The organism is Halopseudomonas xinjiangensis (assembly GCF_900104945.1).
GTDB classification, from domain to species: Bacteria; Pseudomonadota; Gammaproteobacteria; order Pseudomonadales; family Pseudomonadaceae; genus Halopseudomonas; species Halopseudomonas xinjiangensis.
The window spans coordinates 408,656-432,661 of sequence record NZ_LT629736.1 but is presented as its reverse complement, the minus strand read 5'-3'; the positions used below and the strand labels follow the sequence as shown (position 1 = coordinate 432,661).

Below are 24,006 nucleotides of genomic sequence, written 5' to 3'. Positions count from 1 at the left end.
GCGCCTGGAAAAAAGGCGCCTCGAAGGGCGCCTTTTCTGGTTAGAACAACTTTCTCAGGACCACCGTCTCGTTACGATCGGGTCCGGTCGAGATAATGTCGATCGGCGCGCCGACAAGCTCCTCGATCCGGGCGATATACGCACGGGCATTGGCCGGTAATCCCTCCAGGGTCTTGATACCCAGAGTGGAGTCGTGCCAGCCCGGGACGTCTTCGTACACTGGCTCGAGACCGATGTAGCTATCTGCGTCCGTCGGCGCCTCGATGACCGCGCCGTCTGCATTGCGATAACCCACGCAGATGCGGATCACGTCCAGCCCGTCGAGCACATCGAGCTTGGTCAGACACAAGCCACTGATGCTGTTGATTTCGATCGCCCGACGCAGGATCACCGCGTCAAACCAGCCGCAGCGGCGCGCGCGACCCGTCGTGGAGCCGAATTCGTGGCCACGCTCCGCCAGCCTCGCACCGACGTCGTCGAACAACTCAGTCGGGAACGGACCGGAACCGACGCGGGTTGTATAGGCCTTGGTGATGCCGAGCACGTAGTCAAGATACAAGGGACCGAAACCGGAGCCGGTCGCGGTGCCGCCAGCGGTCGTGTTGGAGCTGGTCACGAAGGGGTATGTGCCATGGTCGATATCGAGTAGCGAGCCCTGGGCACCTTCGAACATGATGTTGGCACCCTCCCGGCGCAGCTCATGCAGGCGTGCGGTCACGTCGGTCATCAGCGGACGCAGCCATTCGGCGTATTCCATTGCTTCGTCCAGAGTCTTCTGGAAGTCGACCGGGTCCACCTTGTAGTAATGCTGGAGAGCGAAGTTGTGGTAATCGAGCACTTCGCCAAGCTTGGCGGCGAAGCGTTCACGGTGAAACAGATCAGCGACACGCAGCCCGCGACGCGAAACCTTGTCTTCGTACGCGGGGCCGATACCGCGGCCGGTTGTACCGATCTTCGCCTCGCCGCGCGCCTTTTCCCGAGCCTGATCGAGTGCCACGTGATACGGCAGGATCAGCGGACAGGCAGGACTGATGCGCAGCCGATCGCGAACCGGCACACCCTTGGCCTCCAGCGCCTTGAGCTCCTTGAGCAGGGCTTCTGGCGAAAGCACCACGCCATTGCCGATGAAGCACATGACATTGCTGCGCAGAATCCCTGAGGGAATGAGGTGCAGCACCGTTTTTTCGCCGTCGATGACCAGCGTGTGGCCGGCGTTGTGTCCGCCCTGATAGCGCACCACGGCAGCGACCTGATCGGTGAGCAGATCAACGATCTTGCCTTTGCCTTCATCGCCCCATTGGGTGCCCAGGATGACAACATTCTTACCCATGTCGTGCTCTTGCCTCGTTAGTCAGTATGGCCTGATGGCCATGCAATCAGGAATTCAGTTCCGACACCTGCCAGGTGCCCTGGTGGTGCCGCAGAATGCGGTCACAGCCGTAATCGGGTGCCGAGCTGTCAACCTGTCCCGGCAGTGCAACGATTACCCGTTCGCCTTTCGCCCGTAGCGCCATGACTTCGTCCTGCAGACCCGGCTCGCTCGCATACGGAGCCCAGATCCCGCCGCGACGGGAAGGTTCTACCTGGCCGCGCTCGACAAGAAATCGCAGATCGGTCGAGAAACCGGTCGCCGGACGTGCCCGACCAAAATCACGACCGATGTCATCATAACGCCCGCCCTGCGCGACGCTTTGCCCTACGCCTGGAACGAAGGCCGCGAAAGCCACTCCCGTGTGGTAGTGATAGCCACGCAACTCGCCAAGGTCGAAATACAGCGGCACGTCCGGGTAACGCCGGCCGAGAGTCTGAGCCACTTCGGCCAGATCATCCAGCGCTGCCATGACCGATTCCGGAGCGCCATCCATCAAGGCATGCGCCCGATCAAGCACCTCCACCCCACCGGACAATCCGGCGAGGCTGCGCAGCATGGCCGCAACGGCACTATCCGGTAATGCGCTGGTCAGCTTGTCCACTTCGTCTACCGCCTTGCGTTGCAAGGCGTCGAATAGCGCATTCTCACGAACCGCGTCCAAACCTGCGGCCTGGACCAACCCACGATAGATGCCGACGTGTCCGAGATCCAGGTGAACACCCTGCACCTGACAGGCTGAAAGCGTTTCAAGCATCAGCGAGATGATTTCGACGTCGCTGGCACATGAGGCGTCGCCATATAGCTCCGCCCCGAGCTGAATCAGGCTGCGCGCTGTCGACAGGGGACGCGGGCGGGTGTGCAGAACACTGCCGCAATAACATAGGCGGCTCGGGCCTTCGGCGCCGAGCGTATGGGCGTCGATGCGCGCCACCTGGGGAGTGATATCCGCCCGCAGACCGAGCATCCGCCCAGACAGCTGGTCGGTCATTTTGAACGTCTGCAATTCCAGGTCGTGACCGGCACCAGTAAGCAGCGACTCGAGATACTCGATATGCGGAGTGATGACCAGGTCATAACCCCAGCTGGCGAACAGATCCAGCAGCTTGCGGCGTGCCGCCTCGATACGCGCCGCCTCCTCGGGCAGCACCTCTTCGATCCCGTCAGGCAGTAGCCAGCGATCAACATTGGGCATGTTAAAACCTTCTTACACGATAAGTGCCGTATCAGCGCAACAGATACAGGCAGGCAGTGCCGGTGATCATGCTCAGCAAGCCGATCAGACGTGCCTGTCGGTCCGACACGCTACTGACGCTTCGTAACAGCTGCTTCCAGCGCGCCGGCGCAGCGAAAGGCAATATACCTTCCAGCACCAACACCAGGCACAGCGCAACCAACAGACTGCTCAACATGGCGAAGCCTCCGCCGGCGGGCTGATCGGCCCGGACAGGCGTCGGCACCGGTCACAAAAAAGCCGGGAGTTCCCCGGCTGCGCGATTGTAACACCGTTTCCAGCGAGCCACACCCGCCGAGCTGGCGGATGTGGCTGGCGTTCACTGCCGCGTCGGACCTCGCTCCATATACCGGAAGAACTCGCTTTCCGGATCCAGCACCAGCACGTCCGAGCCACTGCCAAAGCTTTCCCGGTACGCCTGCAGGCTCCGGTAGAAAGAGTAGAACTCCGGATCCTTGGTATAGGCCTGGGCGTAGATTTCGGCAGCCTGGGCATCACCCTGACCACGGATTTCTTCAGCCTCACGGAACGCCTCGGCGAGAATCACCCGGTGCTGACGGTCGGCATCCGCACGGATGCCTTCGGCCAGCTCGCGACCCTTGGCCCGGTGCTCGCGCGCTTCGCGCTCACGTTCGCTGCTCATACGCTCGAATACGCTGCGGTTTACTTCCTGCGGAAGGTCTATCCCTTTCACCCGAACGTCCACGACTTCGATACCCAGCTCACGCCGAGCGCTGTCGTTCAGCTCCTGAGTGATATTCGCCATCAGCTGGTCGCGTTCCCCTGAAACCACTTCATGCAAAGTACGACGTGCGACTTCGTTGCGCAGACCCGATTCGAGCTGGCGAGACAGACGCTCCTCGGCAATAGTGCGCAGGCCGGACGTCGCGGTGTAGAACCGCTGCACGTTGGCGATGCGCCACTTGGCGTAGGAATCGACCATCAACGCTTTCTTCTCCAGGGTCAGGTAGCGCTGCGTGGGCGTATCGAGAGTCAGCAGACGACCGTCGAATACCCGGATCTTCTGCACAAACGGTAGCTTGAAATGCAGCCCCGGCGGAACATCCTCGCGCACCACCTTACCGAACTGCAGCACCAGGCCACGCTCGGTCTGGCTGACGATGAAGAAACTTTGCCAGCCGATCACGAGGACAACCAGCGCAATGACCAAACCAAATATCGTCTTGTTACTCATCAGCGGGTCTCCCTGGCGCGCGGATCACGCTGCTGCACCTGCATTGGGATGCGGTTACTGGAATCGGCCGCATTGCCGGGGTTCACTCCCGGCGTGGAATTGGCGGGAATGCCCGACGAATTACCGGAGCCCGAATTATTGCGCTCCATCAGCTTGTCCAGCGGCAGGTAAAGAAGATTGTTACTACCTTCTCCTCCCGAAACCAGGATCTTGCTGGTGTTGCTCAGCACATCCTGCATCGTGCCGATGTACATCCGCTCGCGCATGACTTCAGGTGACTGACGATACTGACCGACCAGCAGATCGAAGCGCTGTGCCTCACCGGCAGCCCGGGCGACGACCTCATCCCGATAACCATTGGCCTCTTCCAAGAGACGCTGAGCACGCCCGCGAGCCTCCGGGATAACGCTGTTGGCATAGGATTCAGCCTGGTTGCGCTCACGGACTTCGTCCTCTCGAGCACGGATTACATCATCGAAGGCATCCTGAACCTCAGCCGGAGCCTGGGCACTTTCGACGTTGACTTGAACGACAGTGATGCCGGTATTGTAGTGATCCAGATAGCGCTGCAGCCGCTCGGTCACCGCAACCCCCATCGCTTCCCGCCCTTCGGTCAGGACTTCATGCATAGATGTCGAACCGACCACATGACGCAACGCACTTTCGGTCGCATGCCGCAGACTGGTTTCAGGATCTTCGACGCGCAGCACGAAGTTTTCGAGGTTGGAGATACGGTATTGCACGGCCAGTGGCACCTCAACGATGTTCTCGTCCTCGGTGAGCATCTGACCCTGCTGGCGATAGGAGCGAACCTGCGTCACGTTGCGCTGGAATTTGCGTTCAACCGGCGGAAAATAAAGATGCAAGCCCGGCTCTTCGGTTCGGTGATATTCACCGAAACGCAGCACCACCGCCTGCTCCTGCTCATCCACCATATATACGGCGTTGAACAGCCAGACAGCCACAAGAACCAGCGCAACAAGCACCCAGACGCCCTTGGGGATGCCGCCACCGGTACTTCCGGCCCCACGGCCAGAACCGTTATCGCTTCCACGTTTCTTTTTGCCGAAGATGCCGTTCAGGCTGTCCTGCAATTTGCGCAGCGCCTCGTCAAGGTCCGGCGGACCCTGCTTCCCACCGCGATTTCCGCCACGGTTGCCACCGCTTCCCCAGGGATCCTGGTTATTCGAATTGTTACCACCACCAGGCTCATTCCAGGCCATAGCGCTCTCCGTTTTTCGAAATCGATTCGCCGCATCGTGCCCGGGTGGGCCAAACGCAGCGGGGCCTTATCCTATCGCAATTGCCAGGGACCGCGTGAACGACATGCCCGTGCATTATTGCAAAGTATGTTGCGAAAGAAAGATATCGGGCTGCCAGCCTTCGCGCGTAACCAGACGATTGAAGTCGCTACGTGGCAAGCGCACCTCCAGTTCCGGGCGCCCTTCTGTATCGACGTGCTCCCCGATTACCGCTCCGGCGGCGTAGAACTGCGCGCGCAAACGGGCTTCGTCGTGCCCGAGCAGGATGCGTTTCTGTATGACATCTTCGCCGACAAGCTCGGCTACCGCCTGCGCCAGCAGATCGAGGCCGCGGCCTTCCCGCGCCGATACCCAAACACGCAGCGGTTTGCCGTTTTCATCGCGCTGAACCTGCGGCTCGAAGTTTTCCAGCAGGTCGACCTTGTTGTAGACCTCGAGGATCGGCAGTTCCAGCGCGCCAATCTCGCCAAGTACCAGGTGCACCTGTTCGATATGCGAGGTCCGCTCGTCGTCAGCAGCGTCGATGACGTGCAGTAGCAGGTCCGCCTGACTGGATTCCTCCAGCGTCGCCCTGAAAGCCTCGACCAGACCGTGAGGCAAATGTCGGATGAAACCTACGGTATCGGCCAGGATAACCGGCCCGACCTCGGCCAGTTCGATGCGGCGCAAGGTTGGGTCCAGCGTGGCGAACAACTGGTTGGCCGCGAAGACTTCAGAGTCGGCCATGCTGTTGAATAGCGTGGACTTCCCGGCATTGGTGTAACCGACCAGGGAAACTACTGGGATCTCGGCACGTCGGCGCGATCGCCGCGCCTGCTCTCGCTGACTGCGAACCTTTTCCAGTCGCTTGGTAATCTGCTTGATCCGATTACGCAACAATCGGCGGTCAGTTTCGAGCTGGGTTTCACCCGGGCCGCGCAGACCGATACCGCCCTTCTGCCGCTCAAGGTGCGTCCAGCCTCGAACCAGCCTGGTGCTCAGATGCTGCAGCTGCGCCAACTCTACCTGTAGCTTACCTTCATGCGTGCGGGCACGCTGGGCGAAGATGTCCAGGATCAGGCCGGTACGGTCGATAACGCGACACTGCAGCTCGCGCTCCAGGTTGCGTTCCTGACTGGGTGTCAGGGTGTGATTGAAGATGACCAGATCACCTTCATGGTCTCTGACCAGATCGCGTATTTCTTCGACCTTGCCGGAACCCACGAGGAATCGCGGACTTGGCTGATAGCGATTGATGGTCAGGAAGTGAACAATCTCCGCTCCAGCGGACCGCACCAGTTCGACGAACTCGTGCGGATCTTCCCGACTCTGTTCATCCATGCTCTCAAGATGAACGAGAATCGCTCGTTCACCCCCTTCATGGCGTTCGAAAAACAATCAGGCCTCCCGGGTTGTCAGATCAAATCGCTCCGGTTTCAGCCTCGTCTCCTGCGCCTTGCGCCGGCAGACGTACCGGACGACCCGGAACGACGGTAGAAATCGCGTGCTTGTAAACCATCTGGCTAACCGTATTCTTCAGCAGAATGACGAACTGATCGAACGATTCGATCTGCCCCTGCAGTTTTATGCCGTTGACCAGGTAGATGGATACCGGAACCCGTTCTTTACGCAGAACGTTCAGGTAAGGGTCTTGTAATGAATGCCCTTTTGACATTGCCTCACTCCTTATGGAAATCGTTTTGGTTATAAGCACTAATAATGCGTTTCGGCCTGCCTGTCCATTATCCATGAGGCGGCTACGTGGCGACCACCATAAAGATTAGCAGAACATTGCCAAGCTATATGGTGACGGTCCGGAGGCGTTTCAAGGCCTGGTCGAATCGATTCGGGTCAAGACTGTCGAGCCAGTCGATATCGGCGTGCCAGCCGCGCAGCCAGGTAAACTGCCTTTTCGCAAGTTGCCGGGTAGCAATGACTCCGCGTTCGACCGCCTGGTCTAGGGAGAGTTTCCCTTCCAGGTGCTCCCAGAGCTGGCGATAGCCCACTGCACGAATCGACGGCATCGATGGGTCAAGGTCACCTCGGCGATACAGAGCATGTACTTCGTCGACGAACCCGTCGCGCAGCATTACCTGAAAACGTTGAGCGATCCGCTCATGCAGCACCTGTCGTTGCGCAGGGGCGACGGCAAGATGCCGCACAGTATAAGGCAAATCATCTGATGCAGAGCCGCTAGCGCCGCCTTTTTCGGCTTGGCGCGCATGCCATTCGCTGAGCGTAACACCGGAAAGCAGATAGACCTCGTAGGCGCGCTGGATCCGCTGCGGATCGTTTGGATGAATACGGGCGGCCGCAACCGGGTCGACGTCAGCCAGCGCGCGATGCACCGCCTCCCAGCCCTTCTCGCCGGCCATGGACTCGATGCGCTGACGTACGACCGGGTCCGCGGAAGGCATCTGCGCCAACCCTCCGGCAAGCGCCTTGAAATACAACATGGTGCCACCGACCAGAAGTGGGATGCGCCCACGCGCGGTTATCTCGGCCATCAACCGCAGCGCATCATCACGAAAACGTGCAGCCGAATAGGCCTGCGCCGGATCAAGAATATCCACCAGATGATGCGGAAACTCGGCAAGGGTGGCGGCGTCCGGCTTGGCAGTGCCAATATCCATGCCGCGGTAGACCAGCGCCGAATCGACGCTTATGAGTTCACACGGCAGCTTGCTGGCAAGATGCAGGGCCAGCTCTGTCTTGCCGGAGGCGGTAGGACCCATCAGGCAGATGGCCGGCGGCAACGCGCGCCTTTCCACCTTTCAGCGACCTCGCAAGAAGAGCTTGTCCAGCTCGGTCATACTCATCTGTGTCCAGGTCGGCCGCCCGTGATTGCATTGGCCGCTACGCTCGGTCTGTTCCATGTCGCGCAGCAGCCCGTTCATCTCTGCAAGCGTCAGGCGCCGATTGGCGCGTACCGAACCGTGACAGGCCATGGTAGCCAGCAGCTCATTGAGGTGGGCCTGGATCCGGTCGCTGGTGCCGTACTCCATCAGGTCGGTCAGCACGTCGCGCACCAGTTGCACCGCGTCGGCCTGGCGCAACAGTGCAGGTAGCTCTCGAATCGCCAGGCTTTCCGGCCCCATCCGCTGCAAGGCAAAACCGAGGTGGGTGAACCAGGCCGCATGTTCTTCTGCGCAGTCGACCTCGCGCTGCGACAGGGCAACGCTTTCAGGCACCAGCAGGGGCTGGCTGCGCAATCCTTCCTGATCCATCGCCAGCTTGAGGCGCTCATAGGTGATGCGTTCGTGCGCTGCGTGCATGTCCACCACCACCAGGCCGTGGGCGTTTTCGGCCAAGATGTATACCCCGTGCAACTGGGCGACGGCATAACCCAGCGGCGGCACCTCGCCCTCCTGCTCGGGAGGCTTGGACTGCGTGACGGCCCCGGTGCCGCTACCTGTACCGTACAAGGCGGCGTAAGTCTGGGCTGCGCCAGCGAGTGCCTGACCCGATGGGCGGGCGAGATCGGATCCCGCTGTCCAGCTGCCTTGGGGCTCGGCAAGCGGCATGCTCGCCTGCCCGGAGAACACCCCTATGCTGGCCGGAGCCGGCTGGATGTCGGGCGAAGCGGGCGGCAGCTGATCATCGACACGCTCGCCGGGTCGCTGCTCGGCAAGCGCGCGATAAAGCGTACTGAACAAGAAATCATGGACCATGCGGCCGTCACGAAAGCGCACCTCGTGCTTGGTCGGATGCACGTTCACGTCTACCACGGCAGGATCGACTTCCAGGAAAAGCACGAAGGTCGGATGTCGACCGTTGAACAACACGTCGCGATACGCTTGGCGCACGGCATGCGCGACCAACTTGTCCTTGATCATGCGTCCATTGACGAAGAAATACTGCAGATCCGCCTGGCTGCGGGAAAAGGTCGGCAGGCCCACCCAACCCCAGAGCCGCAAACCGCTGCGCTCGGCGTCGATGGTCAACGATTGCTCGACGAAGGCCGGACCGCATACCGAGCCGACCCGGCGCCGGGCTTCCTGCTCGGTATGAGCGGGACGCAAACCGAGCACCGAGCGGCCGTTATGACGCAGGTTGAACGCCACATCGAAGCGTGAGAGCGCGAGACGTTTGACCACCTCTTCGAGATGACCGAATTCGGTTTTCTCGGTGCGCAAAAACTTGCGCCGCGCAGGAGTGTTGAAGAACAGATCTCGCACTTCGACGGTCGTGCCACGCGGGTGGGCAGCAGGCTGGACGTTGGGGGACATCTCGCGGCCTTCCGTCTCGACCTGCCACGCTTGATCCTCCCCTTCCGCGCATGAGGTCAATGTCAGGCGCGAGACCGAACTCACCGACGCCAGCGCTTCACCACGAAAACCGAGGGTGGCTACTCGCTCCAGGTCGTCGAGATCACGGATCTTGCTCGTGGCGTGGCGGGAGAGCGCCAGCGGGAGGTCATCGCTGACGATCCCGCGACCATCGTCGCGCACGCGCAGCAGCTTGACGCCGCCCTGCTCGGTGTCGATATCGATCCGCGATGCGCCAGCATCGAGACTGTTTTCCAGCAATTCCTTGATGACCGACGCCGGCCGTTCAACGACCTCGCCTGCCGCGATCTGGTTAGCCAGCCGCGGACTGAGAAGTTGAATGCGTGACATGTCAGGGCTCGTTTTGAACCAGCATCGAGCCGGCCGGAACCGTCAGGATCTGTCCTACGCGAATTTCGTCGTTACCGAGCTTGTTGGCCTGGCGCAAACTGGACAGGCTGACGTCGTAGCGAGTGGCGATCATCGACAGCGTATCGCCTCGGCGGACAGTGTGTTCGCGGGGACCGAGCGCCTGCAGTCGGCCGCTCGCCTTCATGGCGGCGATGCGAGTACCCGGCGGCGGGCTGCGATGGAAGTAATCCTTGATACCGCTGTAGATCGCTCGAGCCAACGCCTGCTGGTGACTCTGAGTGACCAGTTTCTGCGCCTCGCCAGGATTGGAAATGAATCCGGTCTCGACCAGAATCGATGGAATGTCGGGGGACTTCAGCACCATAAAACCGGCTTGCTCCACGCGTCGCTTGTGCAGCGGATTGACCTGACCGATATTCGACAGCACCAGTTGACCGACATCCAGGCTGGCCGACAGCGTAGCGGTCATGGATAGATCGAGCAGCACACTGGCCAGCACCTGATCCTTGTTTTCCAGACTGACGCCCCCGACACCGCCGATCAGGTCGGAACGGTTTTCGCGATCCGCCAGCAGCCGGGCTGTCTCGGACGTGGCACCCCGGTCGGACAAGGCAAAAACCGAAGCACCAAAGGCGCTGGCGCGGGTAAAGGCGTCAGCATGGATCGACACGAACAGATCGGCATTGTGCTTACGAGCGATCTCGGTGCGCTTGCGCAGCGGGATGAAATAATCGCCAGTACGCACCAGCTCGGCCTTGAACCCGGGCTGCGCATCGATCATGGCTTTGAGCTTCTTGGAGATCGCCAGCACGACTTCCTTTTCCCTGGCTCCCCGATGACCGACCGCGCCGGGGTCTTCGCCGCCGTGACCGGCATCGATGGCGATGATGATGTCGCGTTCGCCACCCTGCGGGGCCGACCGCGCCGGCGGCTGACCCAGCGGCGCAGCGCTGGGCGTCGAACTGGTGATCCCTTGCCGTGCTTCCGGCGGCTGCTCATGGTCGAACAGATCCAGTACCAAACGATGGCCGTATTGTTGATTGGGGGGCAAGGTGAAGCTTTTCGGATTGACCACCCGTGAAAGATCCAGCACGACGCGCAGCCCAGTCCCGTCGCGAGTCGCAGAACGCAGGCCGGTAAGCGGCGTGTTATCCAGGGGAAGCGAGTCGGTGGCGGCCGCAAAACGGGCGTTGTCGATGTCGATAACGATCCGCTCAGGGCTGCTCAGCGTGAACAGCTTGTGCTCGGCAGGGCCGGACAAGTCAAAGACCAGACGAGTGTTGTCCGGGGCACGCCAGATACGCACATTCTGAATGTCGGCAGCCTGCAGTCCGGAAGACAATGCAAGACCAAGGCCGAGCGCCATCCAGGCGAGAACCACACGAGCTGTTCCCCACGTTTTTACCATCACGGCTAAGCTTCACCCCTGTTGTTATGCAGCCGCTGGCAAGCCGCCAGACCGTGCGCACTGTAGCTTTCGACGCTGAGTTTACGCCCGGTGCCTTCTGCTGCAATGGTAATCTTCAGGTCGGGACTTGGCAAAAGGCCTTTACCTTTTTCCGGCCATTCGATCAGACACAGGCTATGCCCTTCGAAATAGTCGCGAATCCCAAGAAATTCAAGCTCTTCCGGATCATTCAGGCGATAGAGGTCGAAGTGGAAGATGCTTGCGCCTTCGAGCTCATACGGCTCGACCAGAGTGAAGGTGGGGCTTTTCACAGCCCCGGCATGACCCGCGCCACGCACCAAGCCACGGCACAACGTGGTCTTGCCGGCGCCAAGGTTGCCGTCCAGATAGACGACACCGTGCCACAGCAGCGCCGCCCCGATTTCAGCACCAAAGCGCTGCATCGCCTCCTCACCTTCGATGAACCACTGCTCTGTCATGGATGCGCCTCAGCGTTGAGTATCTGTCTGACCGGTCTAATGAGATCACTGGCCAGGATTCCCCATTCACCCTCCTTCGCGGCGGCGTCCCCTGCCATGGCGTGAACCAGCACGGCAAGCCGAGCTGCCGTACCGGCCTCGCTGGTTCGCGCGAGCAGCGACGCCGCGACACCGGTCAGGACGTCGCCCATTCCAGCGGTCGCCATGCCGGGATTGCCGGCGCTGCACAGGGCAACTGGCTCGCCTGAGTCAGGCGGGCCCGCCACCAGGCTTCCGACGCCCTTGAGCACCGCCGTGCAGCCGTACCTTTTGGCCAGCCGAGTCACAGCCTGGTGCCGATCCGCCTGTACCTCGCTGGTGGTGCAACCAAGCAAGCGCGCCGCTTCCGCCGGGTGCGGGGTGATGATGCACTGCCGCCCGAGCTCAATTGCCTGCGGGTGGGCTTCGGCTATCTCATTCAAGGCGTCAGCGTCAAGCACCAGGGGTCGCCCGCAACCAAGCGCTTTTTCCAGCATCGACCGGCCCCACGCCTGACGCCCGAGCCCCGGCCCGATCGCGACGACATCGACGCGACCGAGCAAGTCGTCAATCGCCTCACTGTCTTCAGCCGGATGCACCATGATTTCGGGGCATCGGGTCAATATCGAGGCGACGTGCTCGGGGCGCGTCGCTACGCTGACCCGCCCTGCTCCGCTGCGTAACGCGGCTTCCGCAGCAAGGATGATCGCGCCCCCCATGCCGTGATCGCCACCGACCAGCAGAACATGGCCGAACATCCCCTTATGCGCGGCCTTCGGCCTCGACTTCAATAGGCCGGACCACTCGGACCAGTCGAGACGCTCGGCCATGGCCGGCACTGATTCGACCGGGACCTCATCCAGCGGCGCATAAAACAGCTCACCGACCTGATCGGGTCCTTCGGCCGTGAATAGACCGAACTTGGCGGCGATGAAGGTCACGGTCAGGTCCGCCCTGATGGCGTCTCCGAGCACCACGCCGCGATCCGCGTCCAGACCACTGGGAATATCCACGGCCACCAGCGGCAGGCCGCTGGCATTGGCGGCGCGAATGGCACCGCGATAGGGTTCGCGAACGTCTCCGTTCAGCCCTGTGCCGAGCATGGCGTCGACCAACACGCCGTCCAGATTCGCATCGCGACGCCAGGGCAGAATGTGCACACCCACCTCTTCGGCCGCCTCCCGGGCGGTAAGCGCATCGCCGGTCAACCGCTGGCGGTCCACCAGCGTGAACACCTGAACGGGCCAACCCGCTTCGTGGGCAAATCGCGCCACCAGGTAGCCATCGCCGCCGTTATTACCGCCGCCGCACAGAACGGTAAGCCGGTGTCGCTCGGGCCAGCGTTCGCGAATGGCCTCCCAGACGGCGCCAGCAGCCCGTCGCATGAGTTCGAAACCGGACACGCCACCCGCGATGATTCGCGTATCGAGGGCGCGCGTCTGGGCGGCGCTGTACAGTTGGCGAGGTAACGTTGATCGCATGGATATGTCACCGGGTTGGATATCTGGCAAAATTATACGTCCACACCGCCTCCGACCCCAGCCCCATGCCAGAAACAGCCATCGACTATGCCGAGCTGGCCGAACGTATCCGCGGTTTTGCGGAGGAGCTCGGCTTTCAGCAAACCGGCATCAGCCAACCGGACCTTGCCGAGCACGAGGCGTGGCTCGACGCCTGGCTGCGCGAGGGCTACCACGGCGAGATGGAGTGGATGGCGAGCCATGGCAGCAAGCGTACCCGGCCGGCCGAGCTGGTGCCGGGGACGCAACGGGTCATTTCGGTACGCATGGATTACCTGCCTGCCGATACCGACATGGTGCGGCGATTGGGGCAACCCGACAGTGCCTATGTATCGCGCTACGCGCTCGGCCGCGACTACCACAAGCTGATGCGCAAGCGTCTCCAGCAGCTGGCGGAACGCATTCAGGGGCTGATCGGCCCCTTTGGCTTTCGCGCCTTCGTCGATAGCGCGCCGGTCATGGAGCGGGCCCTCGCCAGCCGTAGCGGACTCGGCTGGGTGGGCAAGAACAGCATGTTGATCAACCGCCAAGCAGGCAGCTTCTTCTTTCTCGGCGAGCTGTATACGGACCTGCCACTGCCAACCGACGAGCCCTACCAACAGGAACATTGTGGTCGGTGTACTGCGTGCCTGGACAAATGTCCGACCGACGCCTTCGTCGGTGATCGAGTGCTCGACGCGCGCCGCTGCATTTCCTACCTGACCATCGAGCTGAAGGGCTCGATACCTGACGAGTTGCGATCGAAGATGGGCAACCGGGTGTTCGGCTGTGATGATTGCCAACTGGTCTGCCCGTGGAATCGCTTCGCTCGCCCGACCACCGAGCCCGACTTCTCCCCCCGGCACGAGCTCGACCAGGCGGATCTGGTCGAGCTGTTTCGCTGGGACGAAGCCAGCTTTCTGCGCAACACGGAAGGCTCGCCGATCAGGCGTATCGGCTTTGAGCGCTGGTTACGCAATCTGGCCGTCGGTTTGGGCAACGCCAGCACCAGCATTCCGGTAGTGGAGGCCCTGAAAAGCCGGCGTGACCACCCGTCCGAGCTAGTCCGCGAGCACGTTCAATGGGCGCTGGAGCGCCACGGTGAACATCAATAGCGGATGAAATGCTCCCGGTAGTGCTTGAGCTCGTCGATCGAGTCGCGAATATCGTCCAGCGCCAGGTGCGTGCTCTGCTTGCGGAACCCGTTCTTTACCTCCGGAGCCCAGCGCGCTGCCAGTTCCTTCAGGGTGGAGACGTCCAGGTTACGGTAATGGAAGTAGCGCTCGAGCTCAGGCATACCGCGGTACAAAAAGCGGCGATCCTGGCAGATGCTGTTGCCACACATTGGTGAACGCCCGGCAGGCACCCATTCGCTCAAAAATTCAATGGTTATGCGTTCGGCTTCGGCAGGGCTGACGATACTGTCCTTGACTCGTTGAGTGAGCCCGGACTGGCCATGCTGACGCGTATTCCACTCATCCATCCCATCGAGCATGGCATCCGCCTGCTTGACTGCCATGGATGGCCCCTCGGCGAGGACGTTCAGCTGCGCATCGGTAACGATGGTGGCGATCTCGATGATGACGTCGTTGTCCGGGTCCAGCCCGGTCATTTCCAGGTCGATCCAGATCAGATTGTCGGGGTTTTGCATAAAAGTCCTGTGCGAAGTTGAGTGCCACCAGTATAAGCCCTGCGTGCTAGACTGCGGCATATTCCACTGACCCACGAGCCATGGCCAAACGCAACCTGACCCGACGCCAGAATTGGCGCATCCAGAAGATACAGGACGAGCGCAGCGAACGCGCCGGCCGGCGTGCCGAACTGGCCGATGAGAAACTGCTGGGCGGCGACCTGGGACCCGAACAGGAAGGTCTGGTCATCGCCCATTTTGGGGTCCAGGTCGATGTCGAGGCCACTCAAGGCGCGGGCACCGGCACGGTACGGCGTTGCCACATGCGCGCCAACCTACCCGCTCTGGTGACCGGCGACCGCGTGGTCTGGCGGGCGGACAACCAGGCCGGCGGCGTCATCGTTGCGCAACTACCCCGCCACAGCGAGCTGTATCGTCCCGACCATCGCGGTCAGCTCAAGCCGGTGGCAGCCAACGTCGATCGCCTGGTGATCGTCTTCGCGCCACTACCGACGCCACATACCAACCTCATCGACCGCTACCTGGTGGCTGCCGAACAGTCGGGACTGGAGCCACTGCTGGTGCTGAACAAGGCCGACCTGCTCGACAGCGGCGACTTCGCACACATCCGCGCCTGGCTCGACGATTATGCGGCACTCGGCTACCAGACGGTGTGTCTGTCCGCTGGCTCCGGCGCGGGACTGGACGGGCTGCGCGAAGCGCTGAAAGATCGAATCAGCGTCTTCGTCGGCCAATCAGGCGTAGGAAAGTCGTCGCTGATCAACGTGTTGCTGCCAGGGGTGGATCTGCGCGTCGGCGCACTGTCCGAAGCAACTGCCAAGGGCACGCATACGACCACCACGGCACGACTGTTTCATTTCCCAGCCGGAGGCGACCTGATCGATTCGCCCGGTATCCGCGAGTTTGGCCTGACTCATATTACTCGACAGGAATTGCTGGAAGGCTTCATCGAGTTCCGGCCGTTCCTCGGCTTGTGTCGCTTCCGCGACTGCAAGCATCTGCACGAACCGGGCTGCGCGTTGTTGAATGCAGTCGATCAGGGGCAGATTACTTCGCACCGGATGGCCAGTTACCGACACATACTGGCCACGCTGGCCAAGGAATGATCAACGCTGGTTGAGTTGCTGCAGCCGCTCGGCGTCCTCGAAAAGATTGAGCGAACGCACGGCCGGCTCAGCAGGAGCCTCTTCTACCCGCGGCGCAGTGGGCGCATCGTCTGTTAGAACCGACTCTTCAGCGTCTTCGCCGTCGGCGTCCGGCGTCTGCTCGGATGACCCGCCGGCGTCGAGCAACTGAACCTCGGCGCGCTTGTTCAACACAATGATGTCGATTCGCCGGTTGACCGGATTGAACGGATCCGCTCGATCGAACAATGCCGAGTCGGCGTAGCCGACCACCCGCGCGACTTGTTCTTCGGGGTATCCTGCCACCAACAGGGTGCGTCGCGCAGCGTTGGCGCGTTCTGCCGAAAGCTCCCAGTTGCCGTACCCAGCGCGGCCACGGAACGGCTGCGCGTCGGTGTGCCCACCGATACTGATCTTCTTCGGGACCTTGGCAATGGTCTCGCTCAACGCCAGCAGGATTTCCTCGAAATACGGCTGCAGCTGCGGGCTGCCACTGGCGAACATGGGCCTGTTCTCCGCATCGACGATTTGGATCCGCAACCCGTCGGCCGTGATCTCCAGCAAGATCTGGTCCTTGAACCTCTGCAAGACCGGCTCGGTGTCGATACGGTTTTGCAGCTCCTGGAGCAGCAGATCGAGCTGCTTCTGCTCTACCTGCTCAGCAAGTTCTTCAACGGTTTCAGGATTCAGCGCAAGCGGGGTGTCGTCATATTCGGCGTCGTTGAGCGTCTCCTGCGGCGATACGGTCGGCGTACCTCCGAGATCGATGGCGAACGGGCTGCCTCCTTCGGAGAAACCGATGGGATCATTGAAATACCCCGAAATCATCTTCAGCTGCTCCGGCGTCGCCGTGGACAGCAACCACATCACCAGGAAGAACGCCATCATCGCGACGGCAAAGTCGGCGAAGGCGATCTTCCAGGCGCCACCATGATGACCGGCGGCCTTGCGGCTAATCCGCTTGACAATAATCGGCTGGGTATTGTCCACCGCTTAGCGCCCCTTCACCGACTCTTCCAGCTCGGTAAAGCTGGGACGATGCTCCGGGAGCAGCGCTTTGCGTCCGAACTCAACCGCCAGGGCTGGCGGCAGCCCCTGGGCGCTGGCAACCAGGCACATCTTGATCGCTTCGTAGGTGTTCGCTTCCTCGGTTGCCTCATGCTCCATTGCCGCAGCAAAGGGGCCGACGAAACCGTAGGCGGCAAGAATACCGAGGAAAGTACCCACCAGAGCTGTCGCCACCTTCTCACCGATCTCCGCGTTCTCCGCCTCGCCGAGAACACCCATGGTGATCACGATACCCAATACTGCCGCCACGATACCGAAACCCGGGAGCGCGTCGGACACGCGCGTCACCGCATGCGCCGGCCCCTGCAGCTCTTCAGTGAGACTGGAGATCTCGACGTCGAACAAGGCCTCGAGTTCATGCGGGGCCATATTGCCGCTGGACATGATTCTCAGGTAGTCGCAAATGAACTCGGTCATATGCTTATCCTTGAGTATCGCTGGATACTTGCTGAAGATCGGACTCTCGGCGGGCGCCTCGATATCCGCTTCGATCGACATCATGCCTTCACGGCGGGACTTGTTGAGGATTTCGTACAGCACCCCAAGAACGTCGAGATAGAACGGCTTGCCGAAACGATGGCTGAACAGAACCGCGGGAATCTTGGCGAAAACCTTCTTCACCGTGGACAGGTTGTTGGCGACCAGAAACGCACCGAACGCGGCACCGCCAATGATCAGAATTTCGGTGGGATGCCAGAGCGCCGCAATGTGCCCCTTCGATAACAGAAAGCCGCCTAGCACGCAGCCGATGACAACAAGGAATCCGGCAATTTTCAGCATAAGCCGTTGTATCTCACGAAAGAAATCAGGAAGGGGCTTTCCGGTGGCAGCAAAGTTGCATCGTTCGCGTTATAGTCTGCGGAAAAAGCCCGTTCAGTATAAAGGTTGCCGACAGCATGATCCCAGCCCAGACACCGCCTGGCATTGATGACGATATCGGCAATCTGCGCCAAAGCCTGAGCAAAATTGTGCTGCCGGCGGAAAAAAACCAGATCGAGCGTCTGGCGGGCCTGCTGGACAGCGATCTGCTGAGCATCACCGAACTGACCCGCGAGATCATGCAGGTACCGGTACTGGCGTTGCAGATTTGCCGCGTCGCCGGCGAGTCAGCTCGTCCTCGCGATATCGATATCCTCACCCTTGAGCAGGCGTGCGGCTTGCTCGGCACTCAGCGCATCGCCCAGGTGCTGAAAACCATCCCTACCGTCGAACGCGACCAGCTTCCACTGGCCTACCGGCAACTACTGAGCATCAGCGAGCACGCACAGATGCAGGCGCAGGGGCTATTCGCGCATCGCATGGCTCGGCTATGGCATGAGATGTCGCTGGCCTGCCTGCTGTTTCTGGCGCCGTGCTGGGCAATGATCTACCAGCGCCCGGATCTGTTCGAGCAATGGGACGCACGACATCTGTTTCCGGACACCTTTCGCTCCAAGGCCGATGCGGTCTTTCTCGATAGCTCGGACGTACTGGCTCTGGCGCAGCAGATCGCCGAGGACTGGTGGCTGCCGCCATGGATCCTGCAGGGGTATCGCTCGCTGGGAACCAGCCGCCGGATCATGGTCAAGGCGCTGCACATTGCGCGCGATACCGATCACCCACACGAGCAGCAGCTGAAGCTGGACGCGGACAAGCAGCTCTCCCGCTGGCTTACTCAGCCGGCAAACAGCCTGCTGATGGCCAATGGAATCGCCTTGGCGAGCCATCATGATTGGGAGGCACGTCATACGCGGCGCTGGCAACAGCTGACCGCGCTCTACCTGGGTGCCTCTCTGCCCGCCGTCCAGCGCCACACGCATGAAAACGCTGTCGAGAGCGCACACCGCCAAGGTCCCGAGCGAGACCTCTGGCAGCCAGCGGAATCGCTGCTCTGGCCGCAAGCGACCCGCTGCCGGACGCGCTCGATCGAAAAAGAGCCATCGCCTCCGACGGCTCCAACGGCTCCAACGGCTCAACGGGCCGACCCAGGCGCATGGCGGCAGCACTGTCTGACGCTGCTCGCCCGTCCCAGTGCCTTTGCCACCATTCCGCAGCTATTGGCTGGGGGACTGCGAGCCTTCACGGAAGGATTGGCCGTGAGCGAATGCTGGGTAGCGCTGTATAATGGCCGGCAGCAGCAGTTGATGATCAGCGCCAGCGCCGGCTACCCTGCCGATCGGCGACTCATTGGTGTGCGCTTGGGTCCCTGCCGTGGCAACCCCTGGGGTGACTGGCTGGGCAGCACGCAGCGGCACGACATGGATCTGCAGGAACAGCAGCAGCGAGCCAGCTTGCTGCCCGAGCCGCTGAAAGCGATCAGCCAGGGCCGCGCTTACCATCTTCTGCCTCTGGCTCCGAACGGCGTCTTGCTCGGACTGGTCTACATCAGTAATGGGCCGAACCAGCCGCTACTCGACGATAAACGAGCGACCGCGCTGATAAAAACTGCGGACTGCCTGGAAAAGGCACTGGAAGCCTTCCGAACCAAAGCGTGACACACATCTCAAGCGGAGCCATCATGTCTTCCCTCCCCATGCTCATAGAACCCGAGCAGCTGCCGCAGCCGCTCGATGCGAAACTTCATCGACTGGTCGACCTGTGCAAATCCGACCAGTATCTCGCCGGTCATATTCCCGGTGCCGTGCATGTCGCCCCGGGCAGCATCACCTCGCCCGCACCGACGCCCGGCATGCTTCCGGATCATGACCAGCTGGTACAGATTCTCGGGGCAATCGGTCATCATCCCGATCTGCATTACATTCTGTACGATGACGAGGGCGGCGGCTGGGCCGGACGCTTTGCCTGGCTGCTGGACTCCGTCGGCCACCACCGCTACAGCTATATCAATGGTGGGCTGCACGCATGGCAATCGGCGGGATTGCCGCTGGAAAAACAGCCCAACCAGGCTGAGCCGACTCAGCCACTGCTTGAAACGAATGACGAATACACCGTCACACTGGATGACTTGCAGGCGAATCTGAGCGACCCACAACGGGTCGTCTGGGATGCGCGATCCCCTCAGGAGTACACTGCGGAAAAGGTGCTCGCGAAAAAGGGCGGGCACATTCCTGGCGCCGTGAATTTCGAATGGACCGCCGGAATGGATTCCCAGCGAGATTTGCGCATCCACCAGGACATGCAAGAGAAACTGAATGAACTCGGCATAACCGCGGACAAGGAAGTGATCACGCATTGCCAGACCCACCACCGGTCCGGCTTCACCTATCTCGCCGCCCGCATCCTCGGCTACCCTCGCGTCAAGGCGTACGCCGGTTCGTGGTCCGAGTGGGGCAATCACCCCGACACCCCTGTTGAATCCTGAGGAAACCGCATGCGCGATCGCCTGTTCATCATCCTTCAATATCTCCTGCCGCAGCATCTCATCTCACGCGCGGCCGGCAAGATCGCCGATTGCACCTGGCCCTGGCTGAAGAATCCGTTCATCACCTGGTTCGTCAAGCGCTACCAGGTCGATATGAGCGAAGCGCTGGAGCACGATCCCACCGTGCATGCCTGCTTCAATGATTTCTTCACCCGCGAACTGAAGCCGGGCGCGCGGGAAATCGAAGGTGACGAGCGCAGCGTGGTCAGCCCGGCCGACGGCGTGATCAGCCAACTCGGCCCCATCGAACATGGCCGCATTTTCCAGGCCAAGGGACACAGTTACAGCCTGCTTGAGCTGGTCGGAGGCAACCCCGAGCACGCAGCGCTGTTCCAGGGCGGACAGTTCGCTACTGTCTACCTCTCCCCCCGTGACTATCACCGTGTGCACATGCCTTTCTCCGGCACCTTGCGCGAGATGATCTACGTTCCTGGGGATCTGTTTTCAGTGAACCGGGTAACAGCGGAGAATGTTCCCCGACTGTTCGCACGTAACGAGCGGGCGGTATGCCTGTTCGACACAGCGGCGGGCCCGATGGCTGTCATTCTGGTTGGCGCCATGATCGTGGCAGCGATCGAAACGGTATGGGCCGGCCAGATTGCGCCGACTCGCCGGCAGCTGCATAGCCGCCGGTACAACGAAACGCCGCCGACCTTGCAGCGCGGCGAGGAAATGGGGCGCTTCAAGCTCGGCTCGACGGTCATCGTGCTGTTTGGCGCCGGACGCACCAACTGGGACGACGGACTTGGAGCCGGGGACTTCCTGCGCATGGGCCAGCTCATCGGTACGCAATCCAGCGAGGCTTGATGCCTCGCTCGCCCCCCTTAGGCACGGGCCAGGGGGAACGCCACAACCTCGTCGATGCTGGTCGCACCCAGCGCCAGCATCACTAACCGGTCGACCCCCAGCGCGACGCCGGCGCATTCGGGCAGACCGTGCTGCAAGGCAGCTACCAGCTTGTTATCGACCGGCAACTCGGATCGCCCCAATTGCCGGCGATGAGCCTGATCCATTTCGAAGCGCCGCGCCTGCTCGGCAGCATCGGTTAACTCGAAATAACCGTTAGCCAGCTCCATTCCGTTGATGAACAACTCGAACCGCGCCGCACAGGGTACGCAGTCGTCGCCCTCGACAATACGAGCGAGAGCTGCCTGCGAGGCGGGGAAGGCATAAACCATGGTCGGCTCGATCAGCTTTGGCTCGATACGATGAGAGAAAAGCAGGTTCAGCCAGCCATCGCGGTCGAGCTCGCCGCTGAAACCGCAACCTGTCCGGCCAAGCTCTGCAAGCTCAGCTGTTTCGCAGTGATGGATGTCAACATCAAGCAGGTCGGCGAACAGGCTGGCATAGGTGACCCGTCGCGTCCTTCCACAAGCGCTGACCGCGTCGACCAGTGCCTCGACTTCGTCCATCAGGCGATGATGGTCGAAGCCCGGCCGGTACCATTCCAGCATGCTGAATTCGGGGTTGTGCCGCGAGCCCGTCTCGCCGTTGCGAAATACCTTGCACAGCTGCCAGATCGCCCCGCTACCTGCTGCCAGAAGTCGCTTCATGGGATATTCGGGGGAAGTGTGCAAATACAACGGGCTGCTCTGTCCGCCGCCCTCGGGTACGAAGGGCGTGACGAAGGGAAACAGATGCGGGTCGCTCACCGCCGCCCGGGACAAGGCCGGCGTTTCTACTTCCAGCACCTCACGCTCGGCAAAGAAAGTGCGGATGGCGTTGATGATAGCTGCGCGTGCCCGAAGATTTTCAAGCGAGGCACTAGGTTGCCAATCGGACATGACTGCACTCCTGCGGACATAAAAAACCGGGGCTGGGCCCCGGTTCGTTGCAGCGCCGATCCGAAGGATCAGGCGCGGCCGACGTAATCCCCGGTGCGGGTGTCGACCTTGAGTACGTCACCAACGTTGATGAACAGCGGGCACTTGACTACCGCGCCAGTCACCAGCTTGGCCGGCTTGTTACCGCCGCCCGACGTATCACCGCGCACACCCGGGTCGGTCTCGACCACTTCGAGCTCGACGAAATTCGGCGGCGTGACGGCAATCGGTGCGCCATTGAACAGCGTAACCTGATAAACGACCTGCTCTTTCAGCCAGTTGCTGGCGTCGGCGACGGCCTTCTCGTCAGCACCGACCTGCTCGAACGAACCATCGGTGGCCATGAAATGCCAGAACTCGCCGTCGGTATAAAGAAATTCCATGTCGCGGTCCATGACGTCGGCACCCTCGAGCGAGTCGCCCGACTTGAAAGTGCGCTCATTGACCCGGCCGGTCTTCAGGTTGCGGACCTTTACCCGGTTGAACGCCTGGCCTTTGCCCGGCTTTACGTATTCGTTTTCCAGGATCGAGCAAGGATCGCCATCGAGCATCACCTTAAGACCCGGCTTGAATTCGTTGGTAGAATAATTGGCCATACATTTCCCACTGACTGTTTGAACGGAACCATCCGAAACGCGCTGACCTTTGGGTTTCAGCCCGGCGTCGCTATGCAATGCCCGACGGATGTCCTGCCACCCATGCGCGGAAAAACGCCAATGATACATGTATCTTCAGCGCCTGTTGAGTCCGTCAGCTGGCAATCCCTACTCGCCGGCAGCATAACCGACCCGGCCGAGCTGCTGCGCCGCCTGGGGCTGAGCGAGGATCTGCTGGCGCCGGCTATCGCCGCGTCGGGAAGCTTCGCGCTGCGGGTACCGGAGCCATACCTTTCACGCATGCGCCCGGGAGACCCGAACGACCCCCTCTTGCGCCAGGTTCTGCCGCTCGGGGAGGAACTGGTGGATCAGCCCGGGTACGTGACAGACCCGCTGGGTGAACAGCACGCCAATGCGCGCCCGGGCATCATCCACAAGTATCACGGCAGACTGCTGTTAGTGGTAAGCGCCGGCTGCGCCGTCAACTGCCGCTACTGCTTCCGCCGACACTTCCCCTACGCTGACAACTCCCTAAGCACCAGTGAATGGCAGGACGCGCTGGACTATATCCGCAGCGACACCAGCATAGCGGAGGTCATATATAGCGGCGGCGACCCCCTGGCCGCCAATGATCGGCGCCTGGCCTGGCTGACGCAGGAGATCGCAGCGATCCCCCATGTGCGTCGTCTGCGGGTGCATACGCGGTTACCAGTGGTGATCCCGCAGCGAGTCACGCCAGCGCTGCTCGACGCACTATGCGGGACCCGGCTGCCGGTGACCATGGTGCTGCACTGCAATCACGCCAACGAACTCGACCGCGAACTCGCGGACGCCGTGCGCCGACTGCGCAACGGCGGTATTACCCTGCTCAACCAGGCGGTTCTGCTACGCGGCGTGAACGACAGCCTCGGCGCGCAGATGGCGCTCAGCGAGAGCCTAGGCGACCATGGCGTTTTGCCTTATTATCTGCACGTGCTGGATCAGGTGAAGGGCGCATCGCACTTTCACGTTCCCGATGAGCAGGCAATAGCCCTGGTCGGACGCATGATGATCCGTTTGCCTGGCTTTCTGGTTCCGCGGCTGGTTCGCGAAATCGCCGGAGAGCCGGGAAAGGTTCCGCTCCCGGTTTCGCTCGGGGGGACTGAGCTGCATCACGCTTTGCGCACCTTTTAACGGGTTTTCAGGGTAGGAAACTCTGCTTACCCGGGCCGGGTCTTTGCTGCTAGAGTGTCAGCATGGACTCCGGCCTGCTGGACCCCGCTCCCGACGGGACGGCCTGAACCGCTTGCATCGGATACGA

At 61.3% G+C, this 24,006-nt stretch carries 23 protein-coding genes; 6 read left to right on the top strand and 17 right to left on the bottom strand.

The window, feature by feature from the left end; genetic code table 11:
• Positions 1–40: 40 nt before the first annotated feature.
• The 12 genes from BLT85_RS01935 to BLT85_RS01880 form a co-directional block, all read right to left on the bottom strand.
• On the bottom strand, positions 41–1,330 hold the full coding sequence (locus BLT85_RS01935) for an adenylosuccinate synthase (RefSeq protein WP_093391567.1): 1,290 nt from the start codon (positions 1,328–1,330) through the stop codon (positions 41–43).
• Positions 1,331–1,376: 46 nt separating this feature from the next.
• Positions 1,377–2,564 (bottom strand): ATP phosphoribosyltransferase regulatory subunit, encoded by a 1,188-nt coding sequence (locus BLT85_RS01930; RefSeq protein WP_093391566.1) that lies wholly within the window; start codon positions 2,562–2,564, stop codon positions 1,377–1,379.
• A gap of 31 nt (positions 2,565–2,595) precedes the next feature.
• A complete protein-coding gene (locus BLT85_RS01925) occupies positions 2,596–2,781 on the bottom strand; it encodes a DUF2065 domain-containing protein (RefSeq protein ID WP_093391565.1) in 186 nt (61 codons plus the stop codon).
• A gap of 141 nt (positions 2,782–2,922) precedes the next feature.
• Positions 2,923–3,798, bottom strand: coding sequence for a protease modulator HflC (gene hflC / locus BLT85_RS01920; RefSeq protein ID WP_093391564.1), 876 nt, complete (start codon positions 3,796–3,798; stop codon positions 2,923–2,925).
• A complete protein-coding gene (hflK, locus tag BLT85_RS01915; RefSeq protein WP_093391563.1) occupies positions 3,798–5,021 on the bottom strand; it encodes an FtsH protease activity modulator HflK in 1,224 nt (407 codons plus the stop codon). Before hflK ends, hflC begins: the two co-directional genes overlap by 1 nt.
• A 114-nt stretch (positions 5,022–5,135) precedes the next feature.
• Positions 5,136–6,437 carry a ribosome rescue GTPase HflX gene (gene hflX / locus BLT85_RS01910; protein ID WP_093391562.1) on the bottom strand — a complete coding sequence of 434 codons (1,302 nt, stop codon included), beginning with the start codon at positions 6,435–6,437 and terminating at the stop codon, positions 5,136–5,138.
• 22 nt (positions 6,438–6,459) lie between these two features.
• Positions 6,460–6,714 carry an RNA chaperone Hfq gene (hfq, locus tag BLT85_RS01905; protein ID WP_093391561.1) on the bottom strand — a complete coding sequence of 85 codons (255 nt, stop codon included), beginning with the start codon at positions 6,712–6,714 and terminating at the stop codon, positions 6,460–6,462.
• 124 nt (positions 6,715–6,838) lie between these two features.
• Positions 6,839–7,774, bottom strand: coding sequence for a tRNA (adenosine(37)-N6)-dimethylallyltransferase MiaA (miaA, locus tag BLT85_RS01900; RefSeq protein WP_093397270.1), 936 nt, complete (start codon positions 7,772–7,774; stop codon positions 6,839–6,841).
• A gap of 39 nt (positions 7,775–7,813) precedes the next feature.
• Positions 7,814–9,658, bottom strand: a complete 1,845-nt coding sequence (gene mutL / locus BLT85_RS01895; protein ID WP_093391560.1) for a DNA mismatch repair endonuclease MutL — start codon at positions 9,656–9,658, stop codon at positions 7,814–7,816.
• A 1-nt stretch (position 9,659) separates the two neighbouring features.
• On the bottom strand, positions 9,660–11,087 hold the full coding sequence (locus BLT85_RS01890; protein ID WP_407920165.1) for an N-acetylmuramoyl-L-alanine amidase: 1,428 nt from the start codon (positions 11,085–11,087) through the stop codon (positions 9,660–9,662).
• A 5-nt stretch (positions 11,088–11,092) separates the two neighbouring features.
• Positions 11,093–11,566 carry a tRNA (adenosine(37)-N6)-threonylcarbamoyltransferase complex ATPase subunit type 1 TsaE gene (tsaE, locus tag BLT85_RS01885; RefSeq protein ID WP_093391559.1) on the bottom strand — a complete coding sequence of 158 codons (474 nt, stop codon included), beginning with the start codon at positions 11,564–11,566 and terminating at the stop codon, positions 11,093–11,095.
• Positions 11,563–13,065: an NAD(P)H-hydrate dehydratase gene (locus BLT85_RS01880; RefSeq protein ID WP_093391558.1), complete on the bottom strand. Its 1,503-nt coding sequence runs from the start codon at positions 13,063–13,065 to the stop codon at positions 11,563–11,565. Before BLT85_RS01880 ends, tsaE begins: the two co-directional genes overlap by 4 nt.
• A gap of 65 nt (positions 13,066–13,130) precedes the next feature.
• On the opposite strand from BLT85_RS01880, the gene queG reads away from it, so the two are divergent.
• Positions 13,131–14,198, top strand: coding sequence for a tRNA epoxyqueuosine(34) reductase QueG (gene queG, locus BLT85_RS01875; protein ID WP_093391557.1), 1,068 nt, complete (start codon positions 13,131–13,133; stop codon positions 14,196–14,198).
• Here the strand turns inward: queG and orn are convergent.
• Positions 14,192–14,734: an oligoribonuclease gene (gene orn, locus BLT85_RS01870; protein WP_093391556.1), complete on the bottom strand. Its 543-nt coding sequence runs from the start codon at positions 14,732–14,734 to the stop codon at positions 14,192–14,194. The genes queG and orn overlap by 7 nt on opposite strands.
• An 80-nt stretch (positions 14,735–14,814) precedes the next feature.
• On the opposite strand from orn, the gene rsgA reads away from it, so the two are divergent.
• Positions 14,815–15,840 (top strand): small ribosomal subunit biogenesis GTPase RsgA, encoded by a 1,026-nt coding sequence (rsgA, locus tag BLT85_RS01865; RefSeq protein ID WP_093391555.1) that lies wholly within the window; start codon positions 14,815–14,817, stop codon positions 15,838–15,840.
• Here rsgA and motB read toward each other — a convergent pair whose 3' ends face one another.
• Complete coding sequence (motB, locus tag BLT85_RS01860) at positions 15,841–16,848, bottom strand: flagellar motor protein MotB (RefSeq protein ID WP_093391554.1); 1,008 nt, start codon at positions 16,846–16,848, stop codon at positions 15,841–15,843. It abuts the gene before it with no gap.
• A 3-nt stretch (positions 16,849–16,851) separates the two neighbouring features.
• Entirely contained in the window at positions 16,852–17,706 is an 855-nt protein-coding gene (gene motA / locus BLT85_RS01855; RefSeq protein ID WP_093391553.1) for a flagellar motor stator protein MotA, read from the bottom strand.
• A 116-nt stretch (positions 17,707–17,822) separates the two neighbouring features.
• On the opposite strand from motA, the gene BLT85_RS01850 reads away from it, so the two are divergent.
• The 3 genes from BLT85_RS01850 to asd are packed head-to-tail and all read left to right on the top strand — an operon-like array spanning position 17,823 to position 21,094.
• On the top strand, positions 17,823–19,400 hold the full coding sequence (locus BLT85_RS01850; protein ID WP_093391552.1) for a hypothetical protein: 1,578 nt from the start codon (positions 17,823–17,825) through the stop codon (positions 19,398–19,400).
• Positions 19,401–19,423: 23 nt separating this feature from the next.
• Entirely contained in the window at positions 19,424–20,227 is an 804-nt protein-coding gene (locus BLT85_RS01845) for a rhodanese-like domain-containing protein (protein WP_093391551.1), read from the top strand.
• Between the two features lie 9 nt (positions 20,228–20,236).
• Positions 20,237–21,094: an archaetidylserine decarboxylase gene (gene asd / locus BLT85_RS01840; RefSeq protein ID WP_093391550.1), complete on the top strand. Its 858-nt coding sequence runs from the start codon at positions 20,237–20,239 to the stop codon at positions 21,092–21,094.
• Between the two features lie 17 nt (positions 21,095–21,111).
• Here the strand turns inward: asd and epmA are convergent, their stop codons facing one another.
• Both epmA and efp read right to left on the bottom strand, forming a co-directional pair.
• Positions 21,112–22,071, bottom strand: a complete 960-nt coding sequence (epmA, locus tag BLT85_RS01835; RefSeq protein WP_093391549.1) for an elongation factor P--(R)-beta-lysine ligase — start codon at positions 22,069–22,071, stop codon at positions 21,112–21,114.
• Between the two features lie 68 nt (positions 22,072–22,139).
• A complete protein-coding gene (gene efp, locus BLT85_RS01830; protein WP_093391548.1) occupies positions 22,140–22,706 on the bottom strand; it encodes an elongation factor P in 567 nt (188 codons plus the stop codon).
• Between the two features lie 120 nt (positions 22,707–22,826).
• Between efp and epmB the strand changes: the two genes are divergently transcribed.
• On the top strand, positions 22,827–23,879 hold the full coding sequence (epmB, locus tag BLT85_RS01825; RefSeq protein ID WP_093391547.1) for an EF-P beta-lysylation protein EpmB: 1,053 nt from the start codon (positions 22,827–22,829) through the stop codon (positions 23,877–23,879).
• Positions 23,880–24,006 lie beyond the last annotated feature (127 nt).

What these genes read in the sequence shown, in the direction of transcription:
- BLT85_RS01845 (WP_093391551.1), top strand. Translation starts at nt 19,424, where the DNA reads ATGTCTTCCCTCCCCATGCTCATAGAACCCGAGCAGCTGCCGCAGCCG.
- BLT85_RS01935 (WP_093391567.1), bottom strand. Translation starts at nt 1,330, where the DNA reads ATGGGTAAGAATGTTGTCATCCTGGGCACCCAATGGGGCGATGAAGGC.
- motA (WP_093391553.1), bottom strand. Translation starts at nt 17,706, where the DNA reads ATGCTGAAAATTGCCGGATTCCTTGTTGTCATCGGCTGCGTGCTAGGC.
- efp (WP_093391548.1), bottom strand. Translation starts at nt 22,706, where the DNA reads ATGGCCAATTATTCTACCAACGAATTCAAGCCGGGTCTTAAGGTGATG.
- BLT85_RS01850 (WP_093391552.1), top strand. Translation starts at nt 17,823, where the DNA reads ATGATCCCAGCCCAGACACCGCCTGGCATTGATGACGATATCGGCAAT.
- tsaE (WP_093391559.1), bottom strand. Translation starts at nt 11,566, where the DNA reads ATGACAGAGCAGTGGTTCATCGAAGGTGAGGAGGCGATGCAGCGCTTT.
- BLT85_RS01930 (WP_093391566.1), bottom strand. Translation starts at nt 2,564, where the DNA reads ATGCCCAATGTTGATCGCTGGCTACTGCCTGACGGGATCGAAGAGGTG.
- asd (WP_093391550.1), top strand. Translation starts at nt 20,237, where the DNA reads ATGCGCGATCGCCTGTTCATCATCCTTCAATATCTCCTGCCGCAGCAT.
- epmA (WP_093391549.1), bottom strand. Translation starts at nt 22,071, where the DNA reads ATGTCCGATTGGCAACCTAGTGCCTCGCTTGAAAATCTTCGGGCACGC.
- queG (WP_093391557.1), top strand. Translation starts at nt 13,131, where the DNA reads ATGCCAGAAACAGCCATCGACTATGCCGAGCTGGCCGAACGTATCCGC.
- rsgA (WP_093391555.1), top strand. Translation starts at nt 14,815, where the DNA reads ATGGCCAAACGCAACCTGACCCGACGCCAGAATTGGCGCATCCAGAAG.
- BLT85_RS01925 (WP_093391565.1), bottom strand. Translation starts at nt 2,781, where the DNA reads ATGTTGAGCAGTCTGTTGGTTGCGCTGTGCCTGGTGTTGGTGCTGGAA.
- orn (WP_093391556.1), bottom strand. Translation starts at nt 14,734, where the DNA reads ATGCAAAACCCCGACAATCTGATCTGGATCGACCTGGAAATGACCGGG.
- hflC (WP_093391564.1), bottom strand. Translation starts at nt 3,798, where the DNA reads ATGAGTAACAAGACGATATTTGGTTTGGTCATTGCGCTGGTTGTCCTC.
- hflK (WP_093391563.1), bottom strand. Translation starts at nt 5,021, where the DNA reads ATGGCCTGGAATGAGCCTGGTGGTGGTAACAATTCGAATAACCAGGAT.
- epmB (WP_093391547.1), top strand. Translation starts at nt 22,827, where the DNA reads ATGATACATGTATCTTCAGCGCCTGTTGAGTCCGTCAGCTGGCAATCC.
- miaA (WP_093397270.1), bottom strand. Translation starts at nt 7,774, where the DNA reads ATGGGTCCTACCGCCTCCGGCAAGACAGAGCTGGCCCTGCATCTTGCC.
- BLT85_RS01880 (WP_093391558.1), bottom strand. Translation starts at nt 13,065, where the DNA reads ATGCGATCAACGTTACCTCGCCAACTGTACAGCGCCGCCCAGACGCGC.
- BLT85_RS01890 (WP_407920165.1), bottom strand. Translation starts at nt 11,087, where the DNA reads ATGGTAAAAACGTGGGGAACAGCTCGTGTGGTTCTCGCCTGGATGGCG.
- mutL (WP_093391560.1), bottom strand. Translation starts at nt 9,658, where the DNA reads ATGTCACGCATTCAACTTCTCAGTCCGCGGCTGGCTAACCAGATCGCG.
- hfq (WP_093391561.1), bottom strand. Translation starts at nt 6,714, where the DNA reads ATGTCAAAAGGGCATTCATTACAAGACCCTTACCTGAACGTTCTGCGT.